Source organism: Streptomyces sp. JJ36 (genome assembly GCF_021696945.1).
In the GTDB taxonomy this organism is placed as follows: Bacteria; Actinomycetota; Actinomycetes; order Streptomycetales; family Streptomycetaceae; genus Streptomyces.
The window spans coordinates 1-16,491 of record NZ_JACYHE010000007.1; the positions used below are offsets into that span (position 1 = coordinate 1).

Here is a 16,491-nt window from a genome sequence, read left to right on the forward strand (position 1 = left end):
GGCCCCCGCGGCGGGAGCCCCGCCGAGCCCGGCGCCGTCCGGACGGGCGGCCGGGGGCTCCGCCGCGCCGTCCGTGGCCGGTGTGCCGTCCTCCGCGAACTCCAGCACCTCCGTGCGGCCGGGTGCGGCCGGCTCCGCCGCCGCGCGGGCCAGTGCCGCCGCCACGGGCTCGACGGGCGCGGTCGGCCCGGTGCTCAGCGGGGTGGCGGTCATGGCGGTGCGCAGCCGGGGCGGCCGGGCGAGAGTCCAGGACGCCTCCGGGAACTCGGCCGCGGCGGCCCGTACCAGCCCCTCGACGGCGGACTTGGCGGTGACGTACGCGGACCAGCCGGGCTGCGGGTCGGCCGCCCACGCGCTGGAGACCGCGAGCACCCGGCCGCCGTCCGCGGCGACCCGGGCGGCGCAGGCGGCCAGGGGCTCACGGGCGAGCGCGACCGCGCGGGCCAGGTGGTCCGCGGCACGGGCCGAGGCGTCCGGGGCCAGCGGCATCCGGGTGGGTGCGGGGCAGGCGTTGAGTACCAGCAGGTCGAGGCGCCCGGACTCGGCGTGGATGCGGTCCACCGCGGCGGCACACCACTCCGCGTCGGCCGCGTCGCCGCGCAGCGGGTGGATGCGGGACGCCGCGTCCTCGCCGAGCGCCGCTGCCACCGCCGTCATGTCGTCGGCGCTGCGGTGGAATCCCGCGTACACCCGGGCGCCCTGGAGGGCCAGGGCCTGGGTCACGGCGGCGCCCAGGCCGCGGCTGGCGCCGACCACCAGGGCCGTCCGGCCGGCCAGCGGCCGGCCCTCCGGCAGCAGCGCGGCCAGCCGGGCCACGTCGGTGGCGGGCGCGTCCTCCCGGTGGAATGCCCGGACCCGGGCGCGGGCCCGCAGGCCGGGCGCCTCGGCGGTGCCCTCCAGCCGGAGCAGCCGGAACCGCTCGTCCAGCTCGGTGACGGTGGCCCGGGTGACGAACGGCCCCGCGGCCCCCGGCCGGTCGGTGGCAGCACCGTCCGGAGTCGCGGTCTCCCCGGCGGATTCCCCGGCGCACTCCGGGGCCTCCGGTGCCTCCGGGGCCTCAGCGGAGGACGTCTCGGAGGACGCGGGGGCCTCGAAGGCGACGTCCAGTTCGGAGAGGAGCGCGGCACGGCCGGGTGCCTCCATCCCCACCAGATAGCTGATCCAGCAGAGCACGCCCGCCTCCACCGGGCCGAGGCCCCGGCCGGTCAGGTCCAGGGTGCCGGTCAGTTCCCGCAGGGCCGCCCAGCGCGGTGCGTAGCCGGCGCCCACGGGCAGTCCCGGGACCAGGTCCGCGGGTGCCGCGTCCCGCGCCTCGGTGCGGGGTGCGCGGCCCTCTCCCGCGTCGGGCGGCACCGGCACGGGCGCGGCGCCGGGGCCCGTACGGAAGTCCACGGTGACCTCGAGCAGCACCCGCTCCCCGTCCCGCAGCCGGACGACGGCGCGGCCGGGGGTGTCCTCGACGACGTCCCGGGAGCACTCCTGCCTGGCCAGTACCGGGGCCTGGAAGCGGGCCCGGACGCGGGCAGGCGCGCGGTCGGGGCGCGGCTCCAGCCCGGCCAGGGCGAGCAGCGCTCCGAGCACGCCGTAGACCACGGGTTCGCCGAACGCGGTGCGTCGTGCGTAGCCGGCGTCGACGTGCAGGGGGTTCTCGTCGGCGCTCGCGCGCCGGAACGCAGCGACCACGTCGGCGGAGGCCCGCACCCGGGTCGGCGTCGTCTGATCTTCCATGATCGCCTCTCGACTCACTCGCTCGTGCGGTTCAGGCGGACGGGGCGGGCGCCCGGTGGCCGGCCCGCACCTGGGCGACGAGGCCGGTCAGCACCTGGCCGGGGCCGACCTCGTGGAACTCCGGTTCCGGCCGCTCCAGCAGGGCGGCGACCGAGTCGGACCAGCGGACCGGGGCGGCGATCTGCCGGGTGAGCAGCGTGGCGGGGTCCTGGGTGCCGTACGGCTCGGCGGTCACGTTGGAGACGACCTCCAGACGGGGCGTGGCCAGCCGGTACTGGGTCAGGAACGCGCCGAACTCCTCCGCGGCCGCGGCCATGTGGCGGGAGTGGAAGGCGCCCCCGACGTTCAGCGGCACCACGGCCCGGGCCTCGTCGCCGAAGACCTCGGCCAGCCGGCCGATGTCCGCGCGCGGGCCGGAGACCACGGTCTGGCCGGGTGCGTTGAGGTTGGCGACGTCGACCTCGGGCGCGTGCCGTGCCAGCAGGTCGCGGATGCGGTCCGGCTCCACGCCCAGCACCGCGGCCATGCCGCCCTCCGGCGCCCGGGCCATCAGCTCGGCCCGCTGCGCCACGATCTCCAGGCCGGTGAGGAAGTCGAAGGTGCCGGCGGCGAAGAGGGCGACGTACTCGCCGAGGCTGTGCCCGGCGACCACGTCGGGGATCTCGCCGGTCTCGCGCACCCGGTCGAGGTAGGAGAGGGCGCCGACGACGTACATGGCGGTCTGGGTGTTGCGGGTGTCGGTGAGTTCGGCGGCGGAGGAGTGCAGGCACAGGTCCTCGACGGAGCGTCCGAGCACCGCGTCGGCCTGCCGCACCAGGTGCGGGAACTTCGGGAACAGGTCCCGGCCGATCCCCGGGCGGTGCGAGCCCTGGCCGGGAAACAGGTGGATGAGCGTCATGGTCCGGTTCTCCTCGGTCTGGGGTTCAGGCCACGGCGATCGGGCGGGGTGCGGGCGCTGCGGGTGCGGCGGGGGTCGCGGGTGCGCCGGACCCGGCCGGGGCGGGGAAGCCGCCGGCCGGGTCCGGGGCTCCGGCGGGGCGTCCCGCACGGGTGAGGAGCTGCGCGGCGCCGCTCATGATCAGCCGGGCGAGGTCGTCGGGGTGTCGGTCCCGCCAGTCCTCCAGCGCGGTGCCGCGCAGCCGTTCGTTGAGCGCGCCCAGTGCCGGGCCGCAGGGGATCTGGAAGTCCACCCGGCTGTCCGTGCTGCCCTCCTGGGCGAAGCGGGTGGCCCGTGCGAAGTACCAGGTGAAGACGAGCGCCATCCGGCGCTTGGGGTCCTCCTCGGCGCGCCGCACGACCTCCGGCCGGTTCCGCGCGTAGCGCTCCCGCACCTCGGCCCAGACCTCGGCGAAGGAGCGTCCGAGGATGCGCCGCTGCACGTGGTCGGCGGTGGTCTCGTCCAGGTCGTCCAGGGAGCCGTGCCGCAGCCAGAGTTCGTAGAGCTTGTTGGCGCGCGCGGGGAAGAACAGGCCGCGGCGGAGCACCTGCGCCTTGGTGCCCATCTCGAACATGTCCGCGGCCGGCACCAGCGCCGTGTCCTGCACCTGCGCGTACTGCAGCAGGTCCTTGGCGGCGTCGCTGGTGCCGGCCTCGGCCGTGCACTGGTTGATGCTGCCGGTCAGCACGAAGTCGGCGCCCATCACGAACGCCGCCGCGGCGCCCTCCGGCGTGCCGATGCCGCCGGCCGCGCCGACCCGCACCCGGGCGGCGGCCGGGAAGCGGGCGGCCCGGTTCTCCCGGGTGGTCAGCATCGCCGGGAGCAGGGCGAGCATGGGCCGCTGGTCGGTGTGGCCCCCGGAGTCGGCCTCCGCGCAGAGGTCGTCGCACATCGGCAGGGAGCCGGCCAGTGCGGCCTCGTCCGGCGTGATGCGCCCCGCCGCGGCCAGCTCCCGCACCACCTCCGGCGGGGGTGGCGAGAGGAACGCCTCGGCCACCTCCTGCCGCGAGACCTTGGCCAGCACCAGGTGGGCGGGCCGCACGGTGCCGTCCGGCAGCCTCCGGGCCCCGGTGAGGCGGTAGCGCACCAGCGCGGGCGACATCTGCACGTACGAGGCGGCCTCCACGCGGCGCACGCCGTGCCGGAGGAAGAGGTCCACCGTCCGGTCCTCGCGCTCCGGCCGGGAGGAGAGCAGGTTCATGCCGTACGGGCGGTCGTCGCCGAGCGCGGACCGCACCCGGTGGAGCGAGGAGTCCAGCTCGTCCTCGCTCAGGCCGCCGGTGCCGAGATAGCCCAGCAGCCCGGCGCGGCCCATCCGGACCACGAGCTCGACGGAGGCGATGGCCTTGTACATCGATCCCGAGGCGTAGGCGTAGGCCACGCCGTGGTCCGCGCGGAACGCCGGGCTGCCGAGGTCCTCCGGGCGCAGCGGCGCCTCGGGCGCCGGTGCCGCCCGGCTGCCTGTCGTACGGGTGTGGCTGTGCACGGGAGTCCTCCAGGGCGTGTCGGGTCGGCGGGCTCGTGCTGCCCGCGGGTGCGGCGGGGCGTGCGGTGGTGCGTACGGGCGGACGTGCGGGCAAGGCGCGCGTACGGGCAGCCGGCGCGACGGGCGTGGGGGAGGCCGGTGCGGGCGGGGGCTCAGTACCGGGGCGGCTCGCGCAGGACCAGCCGGAGCCGCTCGTCGCCGCGCCGCCCGATGCACACCGCGGCGTGGAAGTCGGCGGGCACCCGCACGAAGTCGTACAGCCAGTCGTCCGGGCGGTCGCCCAGCGACGGCTTCAGGGTCAGGCGCGGCTGCGGGCCGCCCGCGAAGAGGAAGGAGATGTCGCGGAGCGGCAGCGAGATGCCCTGCCCGCGTGCCTTCGCGTAAGCCTCCTTGAAGACCCAGACGTCCAGGAAGCGGCTCTTCCAGGCGCGGGCCGGCAGGTGCCGCAGCTCCTCCAGTTCGGCCTCGGAGAGCACCTGGTGCAGCAGGTCCGGCAGGGAGATCCGGGCGTCCCGCTTCTCCACGTCGACGCCGATCGGCCGCTCGCGGGTGACGCCGAGCATGCACATCCCGCGTGAGTGGGACAGGTTGAAGTCCAGGTCGACGCCGAGCCGGCGGTGGACGGCCGGCTTGCCGAAGCTGTTGAACTCGAACTCCCACTCGGACGGCGCGATGTCGGCGTACTGCGAGAGGCAGCGCCGGAGCAGGGAGCGGGCGGTCACGAACTGCGCCCGGTCGTGCAGGAAGTAGAACCGGTCGGCCCGGTGGCGTTCCTCCGGCGACAGGTCCGCGGCGTACTCGCGCAGACGGCGCGGCTCGCCGGACGGTCCCGTGGAGGGCGCGATCCACAGGTGCACGTCCGTCCTGTTCAGCGTGGCGCGGGATTCCCCGGTCATGGTCCCTCGTGGCTCTCCGGACCCGGTGGCGTGCCCCGTGGCCCTGGGCTGCTGCGCATCTGCTGGGGGCGGTCCCCCGGGGGCCGGCGCCCCCGGGGGACCCGCGGACGGGCGGGCCGGGCCGTCAGCCGGCCTGCTCCTTCCTGTGCTCGTCGAAGATGTCGAAGACGCCGTCCAGCTCCTTGGAGATGACGCCGTAGAGCTGCTCCATGCGGACCAGCCGCTCCAGGCGCTCCGCGGGCTCGTCGCGCAGCACCTCCAGACCGTGACGCATCACGGAGTGGAAGTTGGGGATCTTGCGGAACGAGTGCTCCACGGCCACCGGCCAGGCGGAGTCGTTGAGGGTGATGTAGTAGTCGTCGCCGCCGGGGATGTCCTCGCGGATCAGCACGCCGGGCGGCGTGAGCAGGTCCGCGATCCAGTCCACGGGGGCACGGGGGATGTCCAGCGCCTTGGCGATGTCGCCGGCGCTCTGCTTGGCCGGGTAGTTGATGATCACCCAGCCGATGACATAGCCGCGTTCCCACTCCATGCCGTCGGTGTCGTGGTAGTGCGCGGCGACCTTGTGGACGAAACTCTTCTCTGCCTCGGTGAGGGTGGAGCGCGGCGAAAGGGCGCCCTCGATGTTTTCTGTCATGCCCCCGAGTATTGTCGCCGAAATGCGCCGGTCAAGCGATGTGAGCGGCCGCCGGAAGGGCCTCGCCTGTGCTTTTACTGACGTTTTCGTGACTGTGAAGCACCCCTTCCCACCTGGCGCTTTACATTCTCCTGCGCTTTCTCTGGCGACGGCCTGAGATTTTCTCGGTGGTTTCTCTTGGTATGCGCTGACGCATTTTTCGCGGTGCCTTCGCGCAGTCTTGTCGCGGTCGTGTCCGGCCTTTTCGGCGGAGGACGCCCCCGGTGGTCCCGAGCGGCGGTCCGTGGCGCCGGGGAGCCGCTCGTTCCCCATGTTCGGTGTATCCTGAACGAATGGAACAGGATGCACGGAGTAAGCGCGTCGCTACGGACGAGGAACTGGCCTTCGTCGAGGAGGCCGCCCTCAGCCTCGAGCGCCAGGGGCTGTTCCGCATGGCCGGCCGGGTCCTCGGCTGGCTGCTCATCTGCGACCCGCCGGAGCAGACGGCGGGCGACCTGGTCGAGGTCCTCCAGGCGAGCAAGGGTTCCATCAGCGCGGCCACCCGGTTCCTCGTGCCGAGCGGCATGGTGGAGAAGTTCTCCCGGCCGGGGGAGCGCCGGGACTACTACCGCATCAAGGAGGGCGTCTGGCCCTCCCTGGCCAAGGCCCAGTCCGAGCACTACCAGTCGTTCGTCGACATCACCGAGCAGGGCCTGCACGTGCTGCGGGACGCGCCCGAGTCGCGCAAGGAACGGCTGCGCACCATGCACGACTTCTACGCCTGGCTGGCGAAGGAGATGCCGCTCCTCTGGAAGCGGTGGGAGGAGGAACGCGGCACCGGCCGTACCCCCTGACCCGCTCTCAGGAGGCGCCCGGCGACCCCGGCGACGCGTCCGGGGGCCCGGGGGAGCCCGTGGGGGACGGCGTCCCGGGCCGGGTGCCCGCAGGCGTCCCCGCCGGCGTGCCCGTGGGCGTCCCCGGCGGCGTGGGCGAGGGCGTGCCGGAGGGCGTCGGGGCCGCGGGCGGATCGTCGGCCCGCGCGGCGTTCAGCGTCTCCACGGCGCCGCGGGCGTTCCCGAGGTTGGCGAAGTCCACCGCGACGAAGGTGACCGGCCGCCCGCGCACCTCCGCACAGCGGCGGGCGCGGTCCAGCACGAACTCCTCGGCGTTGACCCGGCCGGCGGCGAGCCGGCTGCCGCCGGCGTCCGTGACGAAGTGGTTGAGCAGGAACAGCCGCTTGCCGGTCCCGCCCCGGTGCGGCGCACAGCTCATCTCCTCCGGGGAGGCGAAGGCGTACGGCGTCTCCATCCCGTACCGGTAGAAGTTCCGGTACCAGGGCGCCGGGCCGTCCGCCCGCTCGGCGAAGACCACCAGGCGCCGGTTCTCCTCCACCATCTCGCCCAGCGTCGGCCACGCCGCTCCCGGATCGTCGTCCGGCGTGTGGAGCAGATCCTCCAGACCGGCCTGTTCGAACGCGGTGGCCGTCTGCTCGCCGGTGATGCCGTCCTGCACGATCAGCGTGACCACCTCCCCCGGGTGGTCCTCCATCCAGCCCCCGATCTCGCGCAGGGTCTCCACCAGCGGGATCGCCCCGCCCCGGCAGACCGCATGGCAGAGCCACAGGCCCGGCCGGGCCGGGCTCGCCTCGTTGATGACGCCGGTGATCTCCCGGCGCATGCCGGGGGCGAACTCGGAGACCCGCAGCCGCTCGGCGATCTCGTCCGCCCGTTCCCAGGTGTGGGTGTCGATCAGCAGGGCGCGGGCGCCCTCGTCGAGCTGGGTGGTGATGTCGCCGTCCTGGAGCGGGCTGATGAACCGGTCGGCGGTGGAGGACATCGCGTTGTGCGTGGCCAGATAGGCGGCCTGGTCGTAGCGGAGCTCGCACAGCTCGGCGGAGCCGTTGCAGTGGGTCTCGTCCGAACCCCGGGCCGCGGTCGGGGCCAGCGCGACGCCGAGCGCGAGCGCCGCGGCGGCGACGGCGGCGCCCCCGCCCAGCAGCCCGGTGCGGGTACGCCGGGGCAGCTCCCGCGCGGCCCGGTAGCGCTGCCAGGCGACGGCCGCGCCCACCAGCAGCAGGCCGGTCAGCAGCGGGGCGAGGGCGGCGGACAGGCCGGCCGTGGTGACCGCGTGCACGGCGCCCCGCTCCAGGTCCTCCACCAGGGCGGCGACGGACGACGGCCAGGACTCCGGCGCCTGCCACACCAGCGCCCCGGCCCGCCACCGTACGGCCTGGAAGGCGACGGCCGCGAGGGCGCCGCCCCCGGCCAGCGCCCAGCCGACCGCATACAGCCGCCGGGTCCGCGCGGGCGGCCCGGAGAGCCACAGGAACGCCACCGCCGCCAGGCCGGCCAGCACGGCGACCACCTGCACCAGCCCGAGCGCGAGCCGGGTGACGTCCCGCGCCGACTCCAGCGCGGCGAGGTCCGCGCCCGCGCTCTCCAGGTCCTGCACCACGTTCCACCGGCCGCCCTCGGTGATCCGGAGCAGCTCCCGCTCCCCCTGGTCGGCACCGTTCCGGGCCCGGCTGCCGGGCAGGTGCGGGCCGACGGCGGCCAGCGCCGTCGCCACGTCTCCCACCCGCAGCGCCCCCTCGACCTGCGGCCGCAGCGCGTCCCGCTCGTCCCGCGGCACCGCGGAGAGCAGCACCGAGGTGACCTTCTCCGCCGCCCGGTCGCCGAGGTCCACCCGGGGCACGTCTGCGGGCCGGCGGCCCGCCGCGACGTCCTCCAGGGCCCGGTCGATCCGCTTCACCACGGCCGACATGTCGGCCTCCCGCCCGCCCCGCGGAGCGGAGACCAGCTCGCCGAGATACACCCCGGCGAACCGGTGCACGTTCGCCAGCACCGGTGCCAGGTCCACCGTGACGCCGAGCGTCCGGTCGTCCCCGCGCAGATAGCCGACCAGCGCGGCGATCTGCTCGTCGGTGAGCTGACGCACCGTCGCCGGCGGCAGCACCGTCTTCAGGTTCGCCGTCACCACCGACTCCGGAACCGGCAGCCGGGCCAGCAGGCTCCGGGTCACCGGCCGGGCCTCCGGGTCCACCAGCACCTCGTCGTAGAGCCGGTCGTACGCCCGTTGCTCGTCCAGCACACCCTGGTAGAAGCCGCGGTCGAGCACGGTGCTGCGCACCGTCTGCGCGCCCACCAGGGCCGTCACGCACACCGCCGCCAGCACCGCCGCCAGCACGCGGGCCGGCGCCACCCAGCGGGCGCGGCGCCACCCCCGGGGGCCTGCCGCTCCCGGACTCGTACGGTCCTCGGCACCCGGCGCGGTCAACGTGGGTCTCCCTTCGGCGCTCCGTCGTCCCGGCCGCGTCGCGCGGCCGTACTCAGCGTTCCCGGTCCGTCGTTCCCCAGGCAACTCCCGACCGGCATGTGGGAGGGGGCACGACCGGCCGGCGGGTCACCGGCCGCGGGCCGGCCGGTGCCGCGCGTTCACAGGAAGCGCCGCGCCGGCAGCACCGCCAGTTCCCGGGTGCGCTGCACGAGCGAGCGGCGTCTCCAGCGGCGGGGGTCGATCGGCTCGCTGCGGGCCAGGTCCTCGTCGAAATGGGCGTCCAGGGTGGCGGTGAGCGGTGCGTCGATCACCGAGAGCATGACCTCCTCGTCATGGTCGAGCGAACGCCGGTTGAAGTTGGTGGAGCCGACGAGGGAGGCGATGCCGTCGACGGTGATCACCTTGGCGTGCATCATGGTCGGCCGGTACTGCCAGATCCGTATCCCGCAGTCGAGCATCGGCCGGTAGTGCCACTGCCCGGCGAGCTGGCACACCCGCTTGTCCGTGTGCGGACCGGGCAGCAGGATCTCCACCTCCACGCCCCGCCGGGCGGCGTCGCAGAGCTTCCCGACGAAGTAGGAGTCCGGTGCGAAGTAGGCGGTGGCCAGCCGGAAGCGCCGCTCGGCGGAGTCCAGCGCCACGCGGATCAGGGTCTCCATGTCCTGCCAGCCGAAGCCCGCCGAGCCGCGGACCACCTGGACCACCGCGTCTCCCTGCGGGGGCACCTCGACGAACCTGTCCCGCGCGTCGAACAGGTCGAGTCCGGACTCCGCCCAGTTCTGGGCGAAGGCGGCGGCCAGGCCGTCCACGGCGGGGCCGCGGACCTCGATGTGGGTGTCCCGCCACTCCCCGGGGTCGCGGGCGTCGCCGCACCATTCCCGGGCGATGCCCACCCCGCCGGTGAAGCCGGTCCGTTCGTCGACGATCAGCACCTTGCGGTGGCAGCGGTGGTTCTGTCTGATCGGGGACAGCCGGGCGGGGCGCCGGAACCACACCACCTGCACGCCCGCCTCCTCCATCAGTGCGAGCTGGTCCCGCTCGATCGGCCGGCTGCCGAAGCCGTCGAGCAGCAGCCGGACGCGCACGCCGTGCCGGGCCCGGTCCGCCAGGGCCTCCGCGAACCGCCGGGCGATGTCACCGGTCCAGTAGACGAAGGTCATCATGTCGACGGTGTGCTCCGCGCTGCGGACGGCGTCGAGCATGGCGGGGAAGATCTCGTCGCCGTTGCGCAGCGGCCGGACGGCGTTCCCCTCGGTGGCCGCGACTCCGATGAGCCGCTCCAGTCTTCGGCGCAGGCGCTGGGGGCGGGCTGCGGTCGTGGTCACGGCGGTACGGTCCTCTCTCTGTCGCGGGGGTACGGACGGCGGGCGTGGCGGCCGGAGGGGTGGGTGGGAGGCCCGCGGCCGTGGGGTCCGGAGAGCTCTCGTTCCCCGTTCCGCGGCACCGATGCGCCGGTGTGGCCGGAGTCTCCCTTCCCGGAGCCGGGGGTTTGCCGACCGCTTCTGCGGCCACAAGGAGCTTCGTACGGCCCTGCGACGCCGGACGGGCGGGCCTCGCTCGCCCGTCCGGCGTCCTCCGGGGAGGAGCCCGGGCCGGCCCGGGCCGGCCCCCGGCACAGGAGGGTGAGTTGACGACTTCGGTGATCCGTCAGGGCCGGGCGCGTGCGCGCCGGGCGGCCCGCAGCTCCGCGATGGACCGGGCGGCCCGCGCGGGCTTCGTGGCACGCGGCGTCATCTACCTGCTGGTCGGGCTGCTCGCGCTCCAGGTGGCTTTCCAGGACACCGGCAACCAGGCCGACCGGGGCGGTGCTCTGCGGCAGCTCTCCGGGCAGCCGTTCGGTGCCTTCCTGCTCTGGGCACTGGGAGCCGGGCTCGCCGGCATGGCGGTGTGGCGGCTCAGCGAGGCCTGGTTCGGGGCCTCCGGGCCGGGCGGGCACAAGGCCCCGACGCGTGCGCTCTCCGCGGCCCGTTCCGCCTTCTACGCCTTCGTCGCCTACTCGGTGCTGCGCTTCGCGGCCGGTGACGGCTCCAGCGGCTCCAGCGACCGGCGGTCCCAGGACGTGACCGCGCAGGCCCTGGGGCTGCCCGGCGGGCGGTGGATCGTCGGCGTCGCGGCCGCGGGGGTGGTCGGTGCGGGCGTGTGGATCGCGGTCCGGGCCGCCCGCCGGACGTACCACGAGGACCTGCGCTGGGGCGCGATGACGCGGAACGCGCGCCGGCTGGTGGACGGCACCGGTGTGCCCGGCGGCATCGCCCGCGGCGTCGTCTTCGCGACGGCCGGTGTCTTCGCGTTCCAGGCGGCCCGGGACTTCGACCCGGACGAGGCCAAGGGCATGGACGACACCCTCCGCACCTTCGCGGACAGCCCCGCGGGCCCCTGGCTGCTGGCCGCGATCGCGCTGGGGCTGGCGCTGTTCGGCGCCTTCTCCTTCGCCGTCGCCCGCTGGCGCCGGACCTGACGGCGCCCGGCGGCCGGAGCGGGACGCTCCGGCGGAGGAGCACCCGCGGTCCCTCCGTCCGGATGCGCCCGGTGGCCGGCCCGCCCCAACGGATGCCGCGTGTGCGCCGACCGGCCCAACCCCCGGCGAGCGGTGCGGCACCCGGCCGCCCCGCGGTGGTCGACTGTCCGGGCGCCCGCGGGCCCGCCGCGGCCGTACCGTCCGAGAGGAGTGCCCTGTGGCAGGAGAGGCGCCCGCGCCGAAGTACACCGTCCCGGGGATGACGGGCGCTCAGGGAGGAGAGGTCATCGCGCTGCTGCGCGGCCGGCTGCACGCCCTGAACGACCTGGCGCTGACGCTCAAGCACATCCACTGGAACGTCGTCGGGCCGCACTTCATCGCGGTGCACGAGATGCTCGACCCCCAGGTCGACTCCGTACGGGAGATGATCGACAAGACCGCGGAACGGATCTCCACCCTCGGCGGCTCCCCGCCCGGCACCCCCGGCGTGCTCGTCGCCGAGCGCGGCTGGGAGGACTACGCCGTCGGCCGGGCCGAGTCCATCGAACACCTGGGCGCCCTCGACCTCGTCTACACCGGCATCATCGAGGACCACCGGAAGGCCGTACGGGCCACCGACGAGCCCGACCCCATCACCCAGGACCTGCTGATCGAGCAGCTCCGCGAGCTGGAGCTCTTCCAGTGGTTCGTCCGGGCGCATCTGGAGAGCGCCGGCGGCACCCTGAGCACCGCGGGCGCCGACACCGAACGGGACGCCGCCGAGCGCGCAGCCCGCCAGGCCAAGAAGCAGCCCTGAACCTCCCCGGAACGGACCGGACATGACCCACAGCGACGGCTCCGAGAGCGCCGACCCGGACCCCTCCGACACCCCCGGTCTCACCCCCGGCAGCCAGTTCCGGCAGGGGGACACGCCGCCGGCGGAGGGCAGCACGCTGGAGACGGGACCCCAGGAGAAGTACAACCCGGTCCGCGGCTGGTCCGCCGGCCCGCTGATCGTGCTGGCCGTCTTCAGCCTGCTCATCGCCGGGTTCTTCGTCGGCCGGCTGATCCACATGTGGTGACGCCCGGCCCCGGCCGGCGGCTCCGCCCCAGGGGCCGCCCGGTGCCGCTCGCCGTCATGGACGCGCCCGCAGGCCGCCCGTCGCGTGAGCGTGGGCGACCCGGGCCGCCACGGCCCCGGCCGCCATGGCCCCGACCGTCACGCCCCTGCACGGAGCCTCCCGACCCTCTCCGGAACCTCTGCCGGTAGGGCCGACGACGCGGCGGCGCCCGGGGCACACCCCCGCTCGCCGCGGCCGGAGCTGCGCGGGCGCACAACCGGGGGCGCCGCCGTGCCTGGACCGGTGGCGGCCCGGGTGGGCCCCCGCACCCCCAACGCTGTGCACGGGCACAGTGCGCAGCGCGGCAGAGACCTTTCCTCACCCCCCGTCATCCACCACTATGGGCACGCGCACCGGCCGGTCGCCGGCGACGGCGACTGCCGGAACGGCTCCACGGACAGGGGGGTGCCACCGTGCTCGAGACCGACCATCCGGGTCCGTTCACGGCCGGAGGTCCGGCCGACGACGCCTGCGCGAGCAGCCCCGACGCCGGGCTCACGGAGCTGCTGCGGAGCCACGGGGCCCAGCGGTCCCGCGCGGCCCGGGAACTACGCCGCAGACACCTGCCCGCCGTGCTCGCCTACGCGCGCCTCTGCGGGGCGACGCCGCAGGCCGGGGACAAACTCTGGTCGCGGGCCTTCGCCCTGGGCGTGCGCGAGGTGCGGCAGGGACTCGACCACCCGGGGCCGTGGCGGCACCGGCTGATGCTGCTGGTGCACCGGGCGGCCGGCCAGTGGACCGCGGACGGACACGGCGACCGGCTCGATCCCGCCTTCGCCGACTGGCTGCGCGGTGCGGAGACGGACCGCCCGGCGCAGGCGTCCGCCCTGCCGGCCGGATACGACGAGCTGCCCGCCCGCACCCGGGGCGCCCTGTGGTACGGCGTCGTGGACCGGGAGACGGACGCGACGACCGCGCTGCTGCTGGGCGTCGCACCCGGCGAGGTGGGAACCCTGAAGTCCCGGGGCCTCGACGCCCTCGCCCGGGCGTATCTCGAGGTCCACCTCAGGCGCCATGGGCAGGCCGACTGCCAGGGATTCCGGCGCATCATCGAGGTGTCGGTCTCCGCGGGCCGGTACAGCGCGGACCTGAACGACCACCTGACGACCTGCACATGTTGCCGCACGGCCGTCACGATGCTGCGGCTGCTGCTGCGCGAGCCGCGGGCCGTGCTGGCGGACGGACTGCTCCGCTGGGGCGGCCAGACCTACCTCGAGCAGCGCCCGGTCGCCACGCCACCGGAGGACGAGGCCACGCCGCGCGCCGACCCGTCCGGAGCCGGCCCCGACGCCCCGCCCCAGGCGCCGTTACGTGCCGCCGGCGGCGCGGGCCGCCGGAACGGCTCGGAGCCCCGGCACGCCGCGAAGGGCGCCGGCCGGGCCGCGGGACCGAAACGTCCCGCCCCGCCGGGGAACCAGGACGATGGGGACGGTGGCAGCCCGCGTGCCGCTCGCGGGCGGCGCCTCCGGCTCCCGTGGCCGCCGCCGCTCGGAGCGGTCACCGTGGTGGGCGGCGTCACGGCGGCCGCCTTCCTGACCACCGCCCTGGTCGTCGCCGACCCGTACGACCGGACCCCGGCCGGCGACGCCGTGTTCCCGCCTGCCGCCCCGGCGCCCACCGTGACGGTCACCACGAGCGTCCCGGACGCGTCCACCGGGCCCGGGGAACCCGGGGAACACGAGTCGGCGGAGGCGCCCACCCGCAGCCCGTCCGTCCGGCCGAGTCCGACAGCGTCCTCCCGGCCGGGCGCGACCGCCGCACCGCCACCCGGCGTGGGTGACGGCTACACCCCGCTCGTCAACCTCGGCTCGGGTCTCTGCCTGGAGGTGGCGGACGGGACGCCGGAGAAGCGCGCCGACGTCGTCATGGCCCGGTGCGCCTCCCGTCCGACCCAGCGATGGCGGCTGGACGAGCGGGGGCTCGTCCACGTGTACGCCGACCCCTCCTTCTGCCTGGACTCGCGGGGGGACACCGACCGGGGCGTCGGCATCTGGCCCTGTACGTCGGCCGACGGGGACAACGGCGTCAACCTGCGTTTCGTGACCGACGCCCTGGGGGTGATCCGGCCCGCCATCGCCCCCGGCTTCGCGCTCTCGCCCGACGGCTCCGCCCCCGGCGCCCCACTGGGCCTGGAACCCGCCGGCAACGACGCGGACCAGCGCTGGACGACAGGTTGACGTCCCCGCGGCCCCCGCCGTCACGCTCCGGGCCGTCACCGGTCCGGGCCGTCACCGGTCCGGGCCGTCACCGCTCCGGGCCAGGACGGCCCGCTTCGCCGGAGGGGGCGCCGAACCACCGCGGTACCTGGCGGAGCAGGTCCGCCTGGTCCTCGCCGGCCCAGGCCACGTGTCCGTCCGGCCGCAGCAGGACGGCGGGCACGTCCGGTTCCTCACCGGTGTCGACCACGTGGTCGATCCGGTCGGCCCACCCGGCGACCGAGAGCCGGCCGGTCCGGTCGAGGAGCAGTCCGCGACCGTCGTGCAGCAACGCGTACAGGCGCCCCTGCTTCAGCTCCATGTCCCGCATCCGCCGCCCGACCAGCGGGTGCCCCTCGCCGAAGTCGTAGCGGATCCCGGTCGCCGTGATCATCTCCGTCAGATACCGGCTCACCTCCTCGAAGTCCATCAGCTTCGACAGCAGCCGGCGCACGGCCTGCGGGCCCGGGTCGGGGGACATCAGGACGCTCTGTGCGCGGGTGTTCTCCAGCACGTCCGCGGCCACCGGGTGGCGTTCGGCGTGGTAGCTGTCCAGCAGTCCCTCCGGGGCCCAGCCGTGCACCTCGGCGGCCAGTTTCCAGCCGAGGTTGAAGGCGTCCTGGATGCCGAGGTTGAGGCCCTGGCCGCCGATCGGCGGGTGAATGTGCGCCGCGTCCCCCGCCAGCAGCACCCGGCCGGACCGGTACCGCTCGGCCTGCCGGGTGGCGTCGCCGAAGCGGGACAGGAAGCGCGGGGAGTGCACGCCGAAGTCGGTGCCGGCGAGCTCCCGCAGCCGCCGGGTGAACTCCTCGAAGGCCGGCGGCGCCGTGCGGTCGGCGGCCACGTCCCCGGCTTCCACGACGAAGCGGTAGAGCCCCTCCTCGTGCGGTGCGGGGCCGAACCGTACCCGCAGGTGGGTCGTGCCGAGCTCGGCCGCCGCGGCGTCCATCTTCTCCGGCGGGAGGGCCACCTCCATCTCGCCCAGCAGCCACTCGTTCTTCGCGGGCTCGCCCGGGAATCCGGTGCCGAGCAGCTTGCGCACCGTGCTGCGGCCGCCGTCGCACCCGACGAGGTAGCGCGAGCGCAGCCGCGTGCCGTCGGCCAGCTCGGCGGTCACCCCTTCCTCGTCCTGGCTCAGCCCGGTCAGTGCGCAGCCGCGGCGGACCCCGGCTCCGAGCTCGCCGGCGCGCTCGGCCAGCAGCCGGTCGACGGTGGTCTGCGGCATGCCGAGCACATAGCCGTGTGCGGTGTCCAGCTCCGGTGGCGGCTTGGGAATGCCGGCGAAGAAGCCGCCGGCCGGGTACTGCCGGCCGGCCGCGAGGAAGCGCTCCAGCAGCCCGCGCTGGTCCATCACCTCGATGCTGCGTACGTGCAGGCCGAGCGCACGGACCTGCCTGGTCGGCTCCGTGTCCTTCTCCAGTACGACCACCCGGACGCCCTGCAGCCGCAGCTCCGCGGCGAGCATCATGCCGGTCGGTCCGCCCCCGGCCACGATCACGTCGGCCACGTCGGCCACGTCGGCCACGTTGATCCGGTCGGTCGTATCGGTCATGTCGGTCCCGTCGGTCCCGTTGTTCACGACGGCCCCCCTTCGGTGCGATGGATTGCCCGGCCGGCCGCTTCGTGCGGTACGGCGCACGCATATCCGGCGTACGGCGCATATCTCCGCATTCCGCGGATTCCGGCTTCGGCCGGTAATTCTGCGGCACCACGGGGGTATTGCCGCAAGGCCCCCCATCTGCTATACATTGAAAATGGCAAGGAGAGCTGTGTCTCCTTGCCATTGCTGTTGCGGGTCA

13 protein-coding genes are annotated in these 16,491 nt (G+C 75.1%); 5 read left to right on the plus strand and 8 right to left on the minus strand.

Annotated features, from left to right (window positions below):
- The 5 genes from HOY81_RS04430 to HOY81_RS04450 form a co-directional block, all read right to left on the minus strand.
- The coding region (locus HOY81_RS04430) for an SDR family NAD(P)-dependent oxidoreductase (RefSeq protein ID WP_237318348.1) at window positions 1–1,728 on the minus strand (1,728 nt) is incomplete at its 3' end.
- 31 nt (window positions 1,729–1,759) lie between these two features.
- Window positions 1,760–2,626 (minus strand): ACP S-malonyltransferase, encoded by an 867-nt coding sequence (gene fabD, locus HOY81_RS04435; RefSeq protein WP_272892351.1) that lies wholly within the window; start codon window positions 2,624–2,626, stop codon window positions 1,760–1,762.
- Window positions 2,627–2,651: 25 nt separating this feature from the next.
- Entirely contained in the window at window positions 2,652–4,151 is a 1,500-nt protein-coding gene (locus tag HOY81_RS04440; protein ID WP_237318350.1) for a PfaD family polyunsaturated fatty acid/polyketide biosynthesis protein, read from the minus strand.
- Window positions 4,152–4,303: 152 nt separating this feature from the next.
- The gene (locus tag HOY81_RS04445) at window positions 4,304–5,047 is read right to left on the minus strand and encodes a 4'-phosphopantetheinyl transferase superfamily protein (RefSeq protein WP_237318353.1); all 744 of its coding nucleotides are present in this window, start codon (window positions 5,045–5,047) and stop codon (window positions 4,304–4,306) included.
- A gap of 124 nt (window positions 5,048–5,171) precedes the next feature.
- A complete protein-coding gene (locus tag HOY81_RS04450; protein ID WP_237318355.1) occupies window positions 5,172–5,684 on the minus strand; it encodes a hypothetical protein in 513 nt (170 codons plus the stop codon).
- 332 nt (window positions 5,685–6,016) lie between these two features.
- Here HOY81_RS04450 and HOY81_RS04455 point away from each other — a divergent pair, with 332 nt between their 5' ends.
- A complete protein-coding gene (locus tag HOY81_RS04455) occupies window positions 6,017–6,517 on the plus strand; it encodes a GbsR/MarR family transcriptional regulator (RefSeq protein ID WP_237318357.1) in 501 nt (166 codons plus the stop codon).
- A gap of 7 nt (window positions 6,518–6,524) precedes the next feature.
- Here HOY81_RS04455 and HOY81_RS04460 read toward each other — a convergent pair whose 3' ends face one another.
- Both HOY81_RS04460 and HOY81_RS04465 read right to left on the minus strand, forming a co-directional pair.
- Window positions 6,525–8,939, minus strand: a complete 2,415-nt coding sequence (locus HOY81_RS04460) for a hypothetical protein (protein WP_237318359.1) — start codon at window positions 8,937–8,939, stop codon at window positions 6,525–6,527.
- Window positions 8,940–9,097: 158 nt separating this feature from the next.
- A complete protein-coding gene (locus HOY81_RS04465) occupies window positions 9,098–10,264 on the minus strand; it encodes a phospholipase D-like domain-containing protein (RefSeq protein ID WP_237318360.1) in 1,167 nt (388 codons plus the stop codon).
- A gap of 365 nt (window positions 10,265–10,629) precedes the next feature.
- Between HOY81_RS04465 and HOY81_RS04470 the strand changes: the two genes are divergently transcribed.
- The 4 genes from HOY81_RS04470 to HOY81_RS04485 all read left to right on the plus strand — a co-directional run bounded on the left by HOY81_RS04470 (window position 10,630) and on the right by HOY81_RS04485 (window position 14,674).
- Window positions 10,630–11,397 (plus strand): DUF1206 domain-containing protein, encoded by a 768-nt coding sequence (locus tag HOY81_RS04470; protein ID WP_237318545.1) that lies wholly within the window; start codon window positions 10,630–10,632, stop codon window positions 11,395–11,397.
- 259 nt (window positions 11,398–11,656) lie between these two features.
- Window positions 11,657–12,193 (plus strand): Dps family protein, encoded by a 537-nt coding sequence (locus HOY81_RS04475; RefSeq protein WP_237318547.1) that lies wholly within the window; start codon window positions 11,657–11,659, stop codon window positions 12,191–12,193.
- Window positions 12,194–12,215: 22 nt separating this feature from the next.
- Window positions 12,216–12,458 (plus strand): DUF6480 family protein, encoded by a 243-nt coding sequence (locus HOY81_RS04480; protein ID WP_237318362.1) that lies wholly within the window; start codon window positions 12,216–12,218, stop codon window positions 12,456–12,458.
- Window positions 12,459–12,910: 452 nt separating this feature from the next.
- Window positions 12,911–14,674, plus strand: coding sequence for a ricin-type beta-trefoil lectin domain protein (locus HOY81_RS04485; RefSeq protein ID WP_237318364.1), 1,764 nt, complete (start codon window positions 12,911–12,913; stop codon window positions 14,672–14,674).
- Between the two features lie 67 nt (window positions 14,675–14,741).
- Here HOY81_RS04485 and rox read toward each other — a convergent pair whose 3' ends face one another.
- Window positions 14,742–16,199 (minus strand): rifampin monooxygenase, encoded by a 1,458-nt coding sequence (gene rox, locus HOY81_RS04490; protein WP_237318549.1) that lies wholly within the window; start codon window positions 16,197–16,199, stop codon window positions 14,742–14,744.
- Window positions 16,200–16,491 lie beyond the last annotated feature (292 nt).